We start from the raw sequence: 13,931 nt of genomic DNA, 5'->3' as shown, positions 1-13,931 counted from the left end.
TCCTTACTATTTGCTACATGAAAGGCTCAGTGACACTGAATCAGAGAAACGCAATGCGTGGGGTTTATCAACTTCCACTTCCGCATAACTCACCCAAGGGTGCTCAGCGGCTATAGCTAATACATCAGCAGTCAATTTCTCAAGCAAATAAAAGCGGTTGTCTTCAACCAACTTGATAATGGCCTTTGTGATGGTTTTGTAATTTAACGCATCGTCCATTTGGTCAGAGTTGGTTGCTTGTTCTGCGTCATAGTGAATCTTGACGTTGACGACCACATCCTGCTTATTGCGGATCTCGTCCTCATTAATGCCTATGTAGGTACGAAGACGAAGATTTTTGATACGGATAGTGGCTTGATTCAATTGCATGATGGCTTTTGATTCCTATTGTTGTGTTCAACTTCCATTAGTTTTGGTAGTTTGGCTTAAATTCTCGCTAATTAATACTTTTATGGATATCAAATCACCCACAGTAAAAGCGCTGTTTATCATGGCGTCGGTTATCATCGTACTCGCCGGTTTGAAGGCGGCCAGTGAGATAGTTGTGCCATTTTTGCTCTCTGGATTTATCGCGATTGCCTGTAGCCCAGTGATCAACTGGTCAGCTCGGTACCACGTACCTCGTTGGCTGTCAGTTACTCTAGTTATACTGTTAATTATGATTTTTGGTTTTATGCTGGCCGGATTAGTTGGTCAGTCTATGTCTGATTTTCGTGAGAATTTACCCGTTTATACCGAACAGTTATCGCAACAGTTTGCTTGGGTCGTAAATAAGCTGGCGGAATTTAATATCATGCTAGATACTTCGCTGCTTCGCGATCATTTCAACCCAGGTATGGCAATGTCGATGACTACCAATCTATTGGGAGGCTTAGGTGGCGTTTTATCCAATTTGTTTCTAATTATCCTCACTATTGTTTTTATGTTGTTTGAAGCTGAAACCATGCCGCGACGAATTCACGTAGCATTGGCTGACCCTGATATGAAGCTCAATCACATTGACCGTTTTATTACATCGGTAAACAGTTATCTGGTCATTAAAACCATGGTGAGCTTGGGGACTGGGGTAGTGATTGGATTGTGGCTCTGGATCCTTGATGTTGACCATTTTTTACTTTGGGCAGTGCTGGCGTTTTTGTTGAACTACATTCCCAATATTGGCTCGATCATAGCCGCTATACCCGCGGTGCTCATGGCATTTGTACAATATGGCTTTGATATCGCCGGTTTAGCGGGGCTGGGTTTTATTGTCGTAAATACAGTAATGGGGAATATGGTCGAGCCTCGCCTTATGGGGCGAGGGCTTGGATTATCTACACTCGTGGTGTTCCTGTCATTGATATTTTGGGGGTGGTTACTCGGCAGTGTTGGAATGCTGCTCAGTGTGCCACTGACCATGATTGTCAAAATTGCATTGGAAACAAGGCAGGAAACTAAATGGCTGGCAGTTCTGCTCTCTAGTGATGTAGAACCTACACAGCAGCCTGAGCCACAGGAGCTGGCAAAATAACAACGAAGCGAGCGCCGCCTAAAGGGCTGCGCTCGATCCGTAACTGACCATCGTAACTTTCCAATATATCACTGACTACCGACAACCCTAACCCTTGGCCATCTTTGTAAGTATCAAGACGCGAGCCGCGCTGTAAAATTTTGGTGGCATCGTTTTCTGCAATACCACTGCCATCATCATCGATGTATATGTGCAGAGATTGTGCGTAGACTTCGGCGCTGATATCAACCCGCTTTTGCGCAGCTTTGCAAGCATTGTCGAGTAAATTGCCAAATAGCTCCATAATATCGGTTTCATCCGCCTTGATCGCTATCGTTGTCGCTAAGTTATTGTTGATCTCAAGCGCTCTTTCAGTATGAATTTTATCCATAGCATTGCACAGTTTCTGCGCCAGAGGATGAAGGACAATCGGCGCCAAACGTGCAGTGTTACTAATTACTGCACGTTTTAACTGACGCTCAATAATACTCGAAATCTGCGTTAAGGGTTCTTGGGCTCCCTCGGGGAGTTCCGGCTCGCCTTTGATAATCGCTAATGGTGTTTTAAGGCTGTGAGCTAAATCGCCCAACGCATTTTTGTAGCGTTGACGCTGATCCGCCTCGGACTCAAGGAGTTGATTAATACTGGATTTTAGAGATTCCAGCTCAGGCGGATAAACCTCCGTTAAACGTTGCACTTGACCTTTTTCTGCCGCTTCAATACTACCGATAATACTGTTAACCGGCGCTAGAACGCGTTGAACGATAAGAATAATTATGGCTAAGGTTACGATTGCTAAGAGTGCCAGCCATTGCCACAATGTACGAATAAACATGTGGCGGCTCTGCTGAAAACCGAACTGCTCGTTAAAGACCAAAAAACTGACCTTTTCAAAGTCGCCCTGATTCTCATATTCAGCACTAAACGCATAGTAAAAAGCGGGTTCGCGATCGGACTCATACTGTTGATTGTCGATTGACATTGTACGCAGATATTCTGCGCCCACGTCAGGTAGATCAGTAATGTTGGGGTCGATATAGTCTAATGCTGAAAGGCTGCGCCACACGATGGTATCCTGCCAGACTATGTAGCCGATGAATCCTGAACCGGGCAAATTTAGTTGCTCTTCGAACAGCTGCTGCGGCATAAAAGCTGCGCCATCATCGAGCTCGAACTCGGTGATCATCGCTAAACTCATTAACTTTAGCTCGTTGTATTTGGCTTGTTCTAAGCTCGACGTGTATGAACGCTCAACGGTGAAGAATATAGCAGGGACTATCACTACCAATCCGATGACGGCTAAAATAACGCTACGGACCCTCAGCGATAGCCTAAGCATGTTTGCGTTAACTACTCAGTGATTTGTTTAGGCGGTAACCACGCCCGCGAAGGGTTTCGATCGGCTTAAGTTGACCTTGTGGATCGAGCTTTTTACGCAAGCGGCCAACAAATACTTCGATTACATTGCTGTCCAAGTCAAAATCCTGATCGTAAATATGCTCTGTAAGTTCTGTTTTCGAAACTACTTTAGTCGGGTGCATCACAAGGTATTCCATCACTTTATATTCGTACGCAGTGAGGTCTAAGGTTTCTCCATTGACATAAATCTCTTCAGAACGCGTATCAAGTGCAATAGGACCTAGCTCAATCAGAGGGTTGGGTTGACCAGAGGCTCGGCGAATATGGGCTTTAATGCGTGCTAACAATTCTTCATTGTGGAAAGGCTTGGTCAAGTAATCATCGGCACCCGCATCCAAGCCTTCGACTTTTTCCTGCCAGCGCTCGCGTGCAGTGAGGATCAATATTGGGCATTCAACCTTTTCTGAACGCACCGTGCGGATCAATTCAAAACCATCGATCTTGGGTAAACCTATATCCACAATCGCAAGATCATAAGGGTGTTCGCGTAAAAGGAATAACGCTTTTTCGCCGTCATCGGCCAAGTCAACGCTATAGCCGTTGCCGCGTAAAAAACTATCCAGTTGCATTAATAATCGTGCATCGTCCTCAACTACTAGCAAACGCATAGCGATACTCACTTATCATTGGTTTGTTTGACACGGCCTGAGCGCTTATCAACATCGACAGTTACCACTCGACCAGACTTTTGCAGAACTTTTACTCGGTAGGAGTTTTGACGTTTTTCAACTTTTAACACGCGCCCTTTGACTTGCGCCCGTGCGCGTTCAGCAGCCTCTGCTTTAGTCAGCTCTTGGCTTTCTTGTTGCTGTTGGGCTGTAACCGTTGGGCTGATCGTAAACGACATACCACCGATTATTATACACAACACCAAAAACCACTGCTTGTTCATCTAGATAAGGCTCTCTCGTCAAATCACATCAGGATTGTACTGCAAACTAGGGTTAAAGCATACGGCTCTAGCATGAACCAACCCTGAATTGAGTCTTAATTAGTATTTATCCGCAGTGAATAGACCGCCAAAATAATCAATCGAAATCAACTTTACCACGCAGTGATTTATTAAAGCCATTGCGTTTTTTAGCATCAACCCGACGCTTTTGAGCCGCTCGACTGGGTTTGGTTGGACGTCGCGGAGGGGGCACAAAAGCGGCAGCATTAATAACTGCTGCAAGGCGCTCTAGTGCATCTTTGCGGTTGGCTTCTTGCGTGCGAAATTGCTGGGCTTTGATGACCAGTACACCATCTTGAGTTATACGTGAATCATTGCGCTTCAATAAGGCTTCTTTTAATCGTTCAGAGAGACTCGAAGCCTTGATATCAAAACGCAAGTGGATAGCTGAGGAGACTTTGTTGACATTTTGCCCACCTGCGCCTTGCGCGCGCATCGCTGAAAGCTCGATTTCATCGAGCGACAACTCAATATTGGGGCTTACGGTTAACGTCTCTGGCACGACTAGGGCAACACGCGTTTAAAGGGTTTGACAGTCACTGACGCATACACGCCGGCTTCGAGATAAGGGTCGGCCTCTGCCCATGCTTGAGCATCAGCCCAACTGTCAAACTCAGCGATCACAGTGCTACCGGTAAACCCATCATTACCCGGATCCAGACTATCGACAGCTGGGTTTGGACCTGCAACAAATAGTCTATCTTCCGCTTTTAGCGCTTCCAAGCGAGCCAAATGCGCAGGACGCACAGCTAAGCGCTGTGCGAGTGAGTCTGGATGATCTTCTGCAAAAATGACATACAACATAGTCGCTTAACCTTTAACTGTTGCTGCTTTCATAGACCGTACGAACTGATCTAATGCCGCCAACATAACCGTTTGGTCGTCAAGGTTGGCCGCAATTAAGTTAACTGTAGCAGAGCCAGAAATGGCCCCAGCAGCACCTGCATCAATCGCAGATTTAACTTGTTCTGGAGTTGAAATGCCAAAGCCTAACAGTGGTGGTGCAACATGGTATTGGGTCAATTTGTTAATCAATTCCGAAGCGGGAATTTCAACCGCGGTTTCCGCCCCGGTAACTCCCGCTCGACCGAGCAAATACGTATAACCTGACGACTTTTCGCCAATTGTACGCAATGTTTCATCAGATGCGTTTGGTGGTGCAATCAATATCTGCTGGATATTATTTTGCTCAGCCACAGCGATAAAACTTTCGGCTTCACGCAACGGTACATCTGCGATCAAGATTGAATCTACGCCAACGGCATGCGCATCTTGGTAGAAGGTTTCAACACCGCGTTTAAGCACTAAATTGCTGTATAACAACAAGCCGATTGGTACTTCAGGGAACTCTTCGCGGATTGATTTAATAATCGCAAAACAATCACTTGGCGTTATTTTTTTCTCGAGAGCACGAATACTAGCGCCTTGGATTGTGGGACCATCAGCGATAGGGTCAGAATAGGGTATACCTAGCTCTAATGCATCTGCACCACTCAAAATTAGTTGGCGTATAATGGCTAGGGACGTTTCGGCATCTGGATCACCCAGCATGACAAATGGTACAAACGCCCCTTGGTTGGCGTCATTTAAACGCTCGAACATTGCTTCATAACGGGCCATTAGTAGTCGTCTCCTAAAATATTAATCACGTGACCTAAGTCCTTATCACCACGGCCCGATAAATTGAGCACTATAATTGTTTCATCTTCTGCCTCATCCGCCATATTTAGGGCGTGAGCCAGTGCGTGCGACGATTCCAAGGCTGGAATGATGCCTTCCTTACGCGCTAATAATTTAAACGCATTAAGTGCTTCTTCGTCTGTTACAGCAACGTATTCAGCTCGGCCTGTATCGGCCAAGAACGCGTGTTGTGGACCCACGGCCGGATAGTCTAAACCAGCGGACACTGAATACGATTCCTCAATCTGGCCATCACTGTCTTGCATAATGTAACTGTAAGCACCATGCAAAATACCTTTTGAGCCGGTACAAATTGCTGCGCCGTGCTCACTAGTGTGAATACCCTTACCTGCAGGTTCTACACCTATTAATCGCACGCTGGGATCATCGATAAAGTCTGCGAACATGCCGATAGCGTTGGAGCCACCACCAACACATGCGACGACTGCATCAGGCAAGCGCCCCTCTTTTTCCAGGATCTGGGCTTTGGTTTCTTCACCAATCATACGGTGATATTCACGCACGATAGTCGGGAACGGGTGAGGTCCCGCAGCGGTACCTAGTAAATAGTGTGCTTTATCATAATTTGCCGACCAGTCACGCATTGCTTCGTTAACAGCATCTTTCAGTGTTCCCGAACCGGCGTTAACAGGGATGACTTCAGCACCCATCAAACGCATTCTAAACACGTTCGGCGCTTGACGCTCTACGTCTTTTGCTCCCATGTAAATACGCGCTTTTAAGCCCAACAGAGCACATGCAAGGGCGGTCGCCACGCCGTGTTGACCAGCACCTGTTTCGGCAATTACTTCGCTCTTGCCCATGCGTTTGGTTAATAAGGCTTGGCCCAATACTTGATTAGTTTTATGGGCTCCACCATGAAGTAAATCCTCGCGCTTTAAATAAAGTTTTACCTTCGGATTACTCACTAAGTTGCGGCTCAACGTCATAGCGGTTGGGCGCCCTGCATAGTCTTTTAGCAACGCCATAAATTCTGCTTGGAAGCTGTCATCTTTCTGCGCGTCCAAGAATGCTTGTTCAAGTTGATCAAGCGCAGGGATCAGGAGCTCGGGGACATACATGCCGCCGTATTCACCAAATTTTGTATCGAGTTTATTCATGTTCTACCTATTTTAAAATCTACTTAATACGCTCGAAGCGCTGCAAAAAGCTGGCTGAGTTGTTGTTCATTTTTTTGTCCTGGGGCATCTTCTACACCAGAATTTACGTCGATTAACGCAACGCCTGTTTGGCTTGCATGCACTGCGGAATCTGGGCCTATACCGCCAGCCAGCACGAGTCGGGGGTGATTGACCATATCTTTAACCAGTTGCCAATCGAACTGTTGACCAGTGCCACCGCTTTGAGCACCCACTTTGCAGTCCACTAAAATTTTATCGACCACTGACCATAGCGGGTCTTTGCTGTCACGTAGTGCCTGAGGCAAAGTCTCTATTGTTTGCGTATCGGCTTCTATGCCTATGGCTTTCCATATTTGACAGCTAGATGGCAATTGCTCGCGCAATGCGCGAATCATTGTTGTGGATTCGTTCCCATGTAACTGCACTGCCGACAATTTCAGGGCATCAGCATACTCAACGATGAGCTCTGGGCTTTGGTCGACAAACACGCCTACGTAGTTCAATTTAGCTGCAGCCACAATCTCTTTCGCTCGCTCAATTTCGACTGCACGTTTAGATTGCGAGGCAAATATTAACCCAGCATAGCGCACAGGACTATCAGCTAAAAACTGCGCAGTTGCTACGTCAGTAATGCCGCAGACTTTTACTTGAGGGTATATCAGGTTTTTCACCGCCTGTGCGAGGTCTGATTCGGCCATTAACGCACTACCGACCAAAAAACCATCACTCACATGGCTTAGTCTACGCACATCTGCTTGGCTATAAATACCACTCTCAGAAATCACCACGTGCGGGAAGGATACATTTTCGAGCATTGGCACCAAGCGTTCAGTCGTTGCTAAGTCGGTGCTTAAGTCGCGTAAGTTACGGTTGTTGATACCAATGATGTTGGCTTCAAGCGCAATAGCACGCTGCATTTCTTCTTCGTTACTTACTTCAGTGAGCACGTCCATCTGATACTGTGACGCAACGTTGCGCAATGCTCGGTACTCATCATCCGTTAATACCGACAACATTAATAAAATTGCATCGGCGCCGTGATACCGACCCAAATGTACCTGATATTCATCAACAAAAAAGTCTTTGTTGATTACCGGTTGCTCGACGTGTTTTGCGACATACTCTAAGTATTCAAATTTACCTTGAAAGTACTTCTCATCAGTTAATACTGAAATACACGCGGCATAAGGTTGATATGCCGCAATGATCTCGTCGAGATCAAAGTTTTCGCGGATTAAGCCTTTGGAGGGCGACGCTTTTTTGCACTCAAGAATAAAGGCCGCATCGGGGCCGGACAGCGCACCAAAAAATGACTTTTTACTGGGTTGTAAATCACTGATAAACGCATCAAGCGGAAATGTTTGCTTGCGTGCTGCAATTTCAGAACGTTTATCAATGACAATTTTTTCTAATACGTTGGCCACTTATTATTGCTCCGTGGATGCGATTTGACTTTGTTTTGCTGCCGCTTCAATCGTTGCTATCGGTTTGCCTGATCGCATGGCATTAACCGCAATTTCGGCAGCCGCAGCAAGGGATGGCGTTTTACCATGTAGATGAATAAGTGCAGCGGCATTCATTGCTATTGCCGCTTCATGCGCCGCTTCGCCTTGACCTGCAAGTACGTCAGCAATCATTTGCCGGTTCACTTCCGGCTCACCACCGGCGATCGCGGCTAAGGGATATTCAGAAAAACCGAAGTCCGCCGGGGAGATGCTATAATGCGATTGCTGCTCACCGTCTATTTCAATGACGCTTGTTTCCCCGTGTACAGCGATTTCATCGAGTCCGCTGCCATGCACGATCAGCGCGCGCGGCATAGATAAGCGTTGTGCGACATCCGCATAGGGTTGGAGTAGCTCTGGGCTATACACGCCCAACACACTGTGGCTGGGTTTCGCTGGGTTTGCCAACGGCCCAAGAATGTTGAATAAGGTACGCGTTTTTAACGCGGTTCTTACCGGCATTGCGTGCTTAACACCAGCGTGATAAACCGGCGCGAAAAGGAAGCAAAAGTTCGTCATATCAAGACATTGGCGTGCAACGTCGGGCGATGACATCAACTCGTAACCAAATTGAGCGAATAAGTCAGCGGAGCCGGACTTACTCGAAACACTACGGTTACCATGCTTAGCAACTTTAATTCCGCAGCTTGCTGCGACAATGGCCGCCGCACTTGAAATGTTTATTGTGTTGTGGCCATCACCTCCGGTGCCAACAATATCGGCAAAATGGTAATCGGGGCGTTCAAAACTGGCTGCATTGGCGCGCATTGCATCCGCTGCACCGGCAATTTCTGCCGCTGTTTCACCCTTAATTTTTAAACTAACCAGTAGTGCAGCCAGTTGGCTATGGTCCAATTGACCTTGCATAACGCCGCTGAAAATGGCGAAAGCGTTAGCTTGCGATAAATTCGTACCGGCATATAAATCTTCGAGATGCTTAATCAGTAGTTGCGAGTCCATACTCATATCAGTTTGCTCCCTGAGTGGCGTTTGCGCCGGTTAAAAATTGCAAAGATTGCATCAGCAGTTGACTACCTTGGGCCGTTAGCATTGATTCTGGGTGAAATTGATAACCAATCATGCGCTGCTGAGGGTGGTATACAGCCATTGGCATCTCTTCGAAATGGGCAATAACGCTGAGCTCAGCTGGTAAATTGGCGCCGACTAATGAGTGGTAGCGGGCAACCGCTAGCGGTTGCGGCAAATCAGCAAATAACTCAGCATGGTTGTGAGTAATATCCGAGGATTTGCCATGCATAACCTGGGAGGCGCGCACAACGTCACCGCCAAAGTGTTCAACGATAGCTTGATGTCCTAGGCAAATGCCTATCACCGGAAACTGTCCGTCCGCCATTTTCAATAGCTCTGGCATACAGCCCGCCTCTGATGGGCAACCGGGACCAGGAGATAATACTAAGACCACATCATTTTGCTGTTGTTGGGTCTGCATTTCTTGAATGATATGCGTAGCTGGAACAGTGTTGCGAAACACCCGAACATCCAACTCAAGTGCGCGTAACTCGTCTACGAGGTTATAGGAGAATGAATCGACATTATCGAGTAAGAATACGCTGATCATACTGCTTCTCCGGTGAAATTTTGCGACGTTAAAATAGCGTTGATTACCGCTTGTGCTTTACCACGTGTTTCATCAGCTTCAGATTGTGGTTCTGAATCGTGTACAACACCGGCACCCGCTTGAATATAGGCTGTGCCATTGCTCACAAATGCGCTGCGGATCACGATACATGAGTCCATATCACCGCGACCATTGAGATAGCCCACTGCGCCACCGTAACTGCCGCGACGCTGTTTCTCAACGCCGCGAATTAATGTTGCTGCGCTGACTTTCGGCGCGCCTACAAGCGTGCCCATATTCATACACGCTTGATATGCGTGCAAGGCATCTAGATCATCACGCAACTCACCTACAACTCGCGATACCAGATGCATTACGTGAGAGTAACGGTCAACTTTGAGAAGGTCTTTCACATAGCGCGTACCAGGGCGACTGACGCGAGCCACATCATTACGCGCGAGGTCGACCAGCATGATGTGTTCTGATTTTTCCTTATGATCTTCGCGCAAATTCAATTCAATACGACTGTCAAGATCGGGATCTAAGCGGCCATCAGGGCGCTTACCACGAGGTCTGGTTCCAGCTATCGGATAAATCTCGACAATATTGGTGGCCGTAGAATACTTTAGCGCTGACTCCGGCGATGCGCCAAACATACTAAAATCGCGATCTTTTAAGTAAAACATGTAAGGGCTTGGATTTTGTTGGCGAAGCTTGGCGTATGCATGGATTGGTGATGGACAGGGCAGAGAAAACGTACGCGACGGTACAACTTGAAATATGTCGCCCGCTAAAATGTGCTCTTTGAGGCCAACCACATCGTCGATAAATTCGGCGTCAGATTTATCGACCTCTAGCTCAGCAGCGACTCCTTGATGCTGTATATTTGGCAGGCTGTCGGGTAATTCATTCAGTTGCGCTTTTAAGGTTTCCACTCGCTGGCTAACGCGTAAATAAGCATTTGCAACGTTGGGGCCAGAGAAAACGCTGCCAATTATATCGGTAGTGCGTTGTTGATGATCGATGCGTAGCAGGCTTTCGGCCACGTAAAATACATAGTCTGGGCAGTGATTATTGCTAGGCTTTACCGCGGGAAGCTGTTCGAAAGTCGCTAACAAATCATAGGCAAAAGCACCACCGAGAAAAACCGCGTGGGGAATGTCGCGGATTGCAGTGATGTTATTGAGAATAATCCGTAGGCCATCAAACACCGAGGGCAGCTTTAAGCGCTGGTCTTCGTCAGCAAAGTGTTTGTCAGCGCTACAGGTCAATAACAGGGCGTTATCGCCTGTCTTACTGCATTCTATCGTCTTGGGACAAGATTGTTGGATCAACTGTAAAAGATGCTCGCCATTGTCGCTCAATGCTTCACAATTGACGGTGTTTTCGTTGCACTCAATGCGCATCGCCGCATCGACTAGCACTAAACTCTTGAGATTGTCCTTGCTCTCAATCTCAGCCGACTCCAGTAACATTGCACAGTCATTAGTGCGACATAAGTGTTCAAATGCAATGAGTGGGTCACTAACGTAGTTGGCCGTTTGGCAAATCGATTCAACTTTGCCAATGCTAGTGCCAAGTTCGGTCAAGCTCATGATTGGTTTTTCTCCTGCCCAAAAATAAAAAAAGCCCGTATAAAACGGGCTTTGTCTTTTCTATATACGCAAACACGCGCACCGCCCGTTAAGTCAGGGAGTGCCACCACCAAGTAGTGTTGTTATTCAATGTTTGCATAAAAATCTCGTTTTTTTGTGTGTTTTTGCTTGAATCGCTTAGGAATTGCCGACTGACACACGTATAATATGCATATAGAAGAAAACAAAATGCCGCTTGTGTCAACCGTAAATTCAAAAAGTCAGTTAAAAATAGATTTGCACTCGCATACTTTGCACTCAGACGGCCAGTTATCGCCGACTGAATTGATTCAACGTGCGCACAATATGCAATTGGACGTGTTATCTATAACTGACCATGATTCGATTGATGGTCTCAACGAAGCACATGTTTATCAGGCTAAGCAAAAGCGCCCATTAACAATAATAAACGGGATTGAACTGTCAACCCGGTGGCACGGTTTTGATATCCACATTGTTGGTTTGAATATCGACGTTAGCAATCAACAATTCCAAGCGCGAGTTGCCCAGCAGCACGAGACACGCAGGGCCCGTGCAGAAAAAATCGCATATAAGCTGGCTTTGTGTGGTTTCACCCAAGCACAAGATGTCCTGCATGACCGCTGTGACGAGCAAATTACGCGTTCGCATTTTGCTCATGCTATGGTTCGAGCGGGATTTGTGAAAGACCATCAGCAAGCATTCAAACAATACTTGGGTAAAGGTAAACGCGCATTTGTTGCCCCTCATTGGATAACGATTGCTGAGGCGGTTGAGTGGCTTCACGATGCGGGTGGACAAGCGGTACTAGCGCACCCCACGCATTATGATATGACAACAAAATGGTTGCGACGCCTGGTAGCTGAATTTGCTGCTGTTGAAGGGGATGGGATTGAAGTCAACTATCCGAATCTAACGCCTGAAAAGCAGAAGTTGTTACTTGAAATAGCTGAGTTACACGATCTCAAAGGTTCAGTCGGCTCCGATTTTCATTACCCCAGTCGATGGACGGAGTTGGGGCGGCGCTCAACTATTCCTGACGAAATTGAACCAATATGGCATGATTGGACTATCGCCATGCCAATAACGAAAGCGCATCCGTTATGAGCCAGTTTTTCTACGTGCACCCAGACAATCCACAAAATCGTTTGTTAAAGCAAGCGTGTGAGCTACTCCACCGCGGAGAGGTGATTGTGTACCCAACTGATTCGGGATATGCCATAGGCTGTCAGATAGACAATAAACAGGCCTTAGAGCAGATTTGCCGGATCCGTGATATCGGTAAAGATCACAACTTTACGTTGATGTGTCGCGATATGTCTGAGCTATCCAAGTATGCACTGGTCGACAATATTGCCTTTAGACAGATTAAAAATAACACACCCGGTCCCTACACATTTATTTTGCGCGCGACGAAGGAAGTGCCAAAGCGCCTGCAGAATCCAAAACGCAAAACGATTGGTATACGTGTACCAGACAACAATATTGCCCTGCAGCTATTGGAAGAACTCGGGCAACCACTGATGTCAACAACCTTGATTTTGCCGGGTGAAGATGTGGCCGAGTCAGATCCTGACGAAATTCGCGATAAATTAGAAAAGCTAGTGGGCTTAATTATTCACGGTGGATATTTGGGAGAACAACCGACGACAGTCATTGATATGTCTGAGGGTAATAGTGAAATTATTCGCTATGGCAGCGGTGATACGGAGCCATTTCAGTAATGTCGGATAAGGTCACTGATCCGCTTTCGCAACCCGTTCAGCAGCCGCTACCCTTAGCGTTTGTTAACGGCGAAGCGGTCATAGAAAAACCCGAAGACTTGTTTATTCCGCCAGACGCTTTGGAAGTTATCTTAGATAGCTTTGAAGGGCCGCTCGATTTATTGCTGTATTTAATTCGCAAACAAAAAGTCGACATTGTCAGCATGCCAATTTTGCAAGTTACCAAACAGTATATGGAATACGTAGATATGATGCAGGAGCTAAAGTTAGAGTTGGCTGCTGAATATTTGCTAATGGCTGCTATTCTTGCGGAAATTAAGTCGCGCTTGCTGCTACCGAAACACGACGATGCTGCGGAGGAAGAAGAAGATCCTCGCGCCGAGTTAATTCGCCGTTTACGCGAATACGAGGTGGTTAAACAAGCGGCGGAAGAGCTCGATCAATTACCGCGTTTGGAGCGCGATCAATTTAATGCCCATGCTGTTGCTGCCGACGATGTAACACCGATTAAAATCATTCCACAAACAACGCTAAAAGAACTGGTTTTGGCTTTTCAAAGTGCGATGAAACGCGCGGAAGCGTTCGAGCACCATCAGATCGCGCGCGAAGTACTCTCTACGCGAGAGCGTATGGCTAATATTATCCGTACGTTAAGCGCAACGGAGTTTGTGCCCATGCATAAACTGTATACTGCAGAAGAGGGGCGCAGTGGTGCAGTGGTTACATTCTTGGCCGTACTAGAGCTAGTCAAAGAAGGCTTAATCGATTGCGTGCAAGCGCAAGCCTACTCGCATATTCATGTGAAGCTTAAAAGCGATGATGGTTAAC

16 protein-coding genes are annotated in these 13,931 nt (G+C 46.8%); 4 read left to right on the top strand and 12 right to left on the bottom strand.

Translation table 11 applies throughout. The annotated features are described in order from the left end of the window. Positions 1–6: 6 nt before the first annotated feature. Positions 7–369 (bottom strand): dihydroneopterin triphosphate 2'-epimerase, encoded by a 363-nt coding sequence (folX, locus tag QTP81_RS04580; RefSeq protein ID WP_289364055.1) that lies wholly within the window; start codon positions 367–369, stop codon positions 7–9. 82 nt (positions 370–451) lie between these two features. Here folX and QTP81_RS04575 point away from each other — a divergent pair, with 82 nt between their 5' ends. Continuing rightward, positions 452–1,510, top strand: a complete 1,059-nt coding sequence (locus tag QTP81_RS04575; protein ID WP_289364054.1) for an AI-2E family transporter — start codon at positions 452–454, stop codon at positions 1,508–1,510. Here the strand turns inward: QTP81_RS04575 and QTP81_RS04570 are convergent. From QTP81_RS04570 to QTP81_RS04520, 11 genes are all read right to left on the bottom strand, one after another. Further along, positions 1,473–2,828, bottom strand: coding sequence for an ATP-binding protein (locus QTP81_RS04570; RefSeq protein ID WP_289364053.1), 1,356 nt, complete (start codon positions 2,826–2,828; stop codon positions 1,473–1,475). The two genes, QTP81_RS04575 and QTP81_RS04570, sit on opposite strands and share 38 nt — an antisense overlap. A gap of 7 nt (positions 2,829–2,835) precedes the next feature. Then, entirely contained in the window at positions 2,836–3,516 is a 681-nt protein-coding gene (locus QTP81_RS04565) for a response regulator transcription factor (RefSeq protein ID WP_289364052.1), read from the bottom strand. An 8-nt stretch (positions 3,517–3,524) separates the two neighbouring features. After that, positions 3,525–3,800 carry a PepSY domain-containing protein gene (locus tag QTP81_RS04560; RefSeq protein ID WP_434532967.1) on the bottom strand — a complete coding sequence of 92 codons (276 nt, stop codon included), beginning with the start codon at positions 3,798–3,800 and terminating at the stop codon, positions 3,525–3,527. A 136-nt stretch (positions 3,801–3,936) separates the two neighbouring features. Continuing rightward, a complete protein-coding gene (gene arfB / locus QTP81_RS04555) occupies positions 3,937–4,362 on the bottom strand; it encodes an alternative ribosome rescue aminoacyl-tRNA hydrolase ArfB (protein WP_289364051.1) in 426 nt (141 codons plus the stop codon). Positions 4,363–4,364: 2 nt separating this feature from the next. Beyond that, positions 4,365–4,664, bottom strand: a complete 300-nt coding sequence (locus tag QTP81_RS04550) for a YciI family protein (protein ID WP_289364049.1) — start codon at positions 4,662–4,664, stop codon at positions 4,365–4,367. 6 nt (positions 4,665–4,670) lie between these two features. Continuing rightward, positions 4,671–5,480, bottom strand: coding sequence for a tryptophan synthase subunit alpha (trpA, locus tag QTP81_RS04545; RefSeq protein ID WP_289364048.1), 810 nt, complete (start codon positions 5,478–5,480; stop codon positions 4,671–4,673). After that, complete coding sequence (trpB, locus tag QTP81_RS04540) at positions 5,480–6,661, bottom strand: tryptophan synthase subunit beta (RefSeq protein WP_289364047.1); 1,182 nt, start codon at positions 6,659–6,661, stop codon at positions 5,480–5,482. The genes trpA and trpB overlap by 1 nt, the downstream gene beginning before the upstream one ends. A 23-nt stretch (positions 6,662–6,684) precedes the next feature. Beyond that, complete coding sequence (gene trpCF / locus QTP81_RS04535) at positions 6,685–8,106, bottom strand: bifunctional indole-3-glycerol-phosphate synthase TrpC/phosphoribosylanthranilate isomerase TrpF (RefSeq protein WP_289364046.1); 1,422 nt, start codon at positions 8,104–8,106, stop codon at positions 6,685–6,687. A gap of 3 nt (positions 8,107–8,109) precedes the next feature. Continuing rightward, positions 8,110–9,153: an anthranilate phosphoribosyltransferase gene (gene trpD / locus QTP81_RS04530; protein ID WP_289364045.1), complete on the bottom strand. Its 1,044-nt coding sequence runs from the start codon at positions 9,151–9,153 to the stop codon at positions 8,110–8,112. Position 9,154: 1 nt separating this feature from the next. Continuing rightward, positions 9,155–9,766 (bottom strand): aminodeoxychorismate/anthranilate synthase component II, encoded by a 612-nt coding sequence (locus tag QTP81_RS04525; RefSeq protein ID WP_289364044.1) that lies wholly within the window; start codon positions 9,764–9,766, stop codon positions 9,155–9,157. Next, positions 9,763–11,361 carry an anthranilate synthase component 1 gene (locus QTP81_RS04520; RefSeq protein ID WP_289364042.1) on the bottom strand — a complete coding sequence of 533 codons (1,599 nt, stop codon included), beginning with the start codon at positions 11,359–11,361 and terminating at the stop codon, positions 9,763–9,765. The genes QTP81_RS04525 and QTP81_RS04520 overlap by 4 nt, the downstream gene beginning before the upstream one ends. 228 nt (positions 11,362–11,589) lie before the next feature. Between QTP81_RS04520 and QTP81_RS04515 the strand changes: the two genes are divergently transcribed. The 3 genes from QTP81_RS04515 to QTP81_RS04505 are packed head-to-tail and all read left to right on the top strand — an operon-like array spanning position 11,590 to position 13,930. Beyond that, entirely contained in the window at positions 11,590–12,486 is an 897-nt protein-coding gene (locus QTP81_RS04515; RefSeq protein WP_289364041.1) for a PHP domain-containing protein, read from the top strand. Beyond that, positions 12,483–13,103 carry an L-threonylcarbamoyladenylate synthase gene (locus tag QTP81_RS04510; RefSeq protein ID WP_289364040.1) on the top strand — a complete coding sequence of 207 codons (621 nt, stop codon included), beginning with the start codon at positions 12,483–12,485 and terminating at the stop codon, positions 13,101–13,103. Before QTP81_RS04515 ends, QTP81_RS04510 begins: the two co-directional genes overlap by 4 nt. Then, positions 13,103–13,930 (top strand): segregation and condensation protein A, encoded by an 828-nt coding sequence (locus tag QTP81_RS04505; protein WP_289364036.1) that lies wholly within the window; start codon positions 13,103–13,105, stop codon positions 13,928–13,930. The genes QTP81_RS04510 and QTP81_RS04505 overlap by 1 nt, the downstream gene beginning before the upstream one ends. Position 13,931 lies beyond the last annotated feature (1 nt).

The sequence above is a fragment of the Neoalteromonas arenosi genome (genome assembly GCF_030362855.1).
Lineage (GTDB): Bacteria > Pseudomonadota > Gammaproteobacteria > Enterobacterales > Alteromonadaceae > Alteromonas_E > Alteromonas_E arenosi.
Note: the sequence above shows the minus strand (reverse complement) of the source record. Positions and strands in the feature narration are given on the sequence as shown.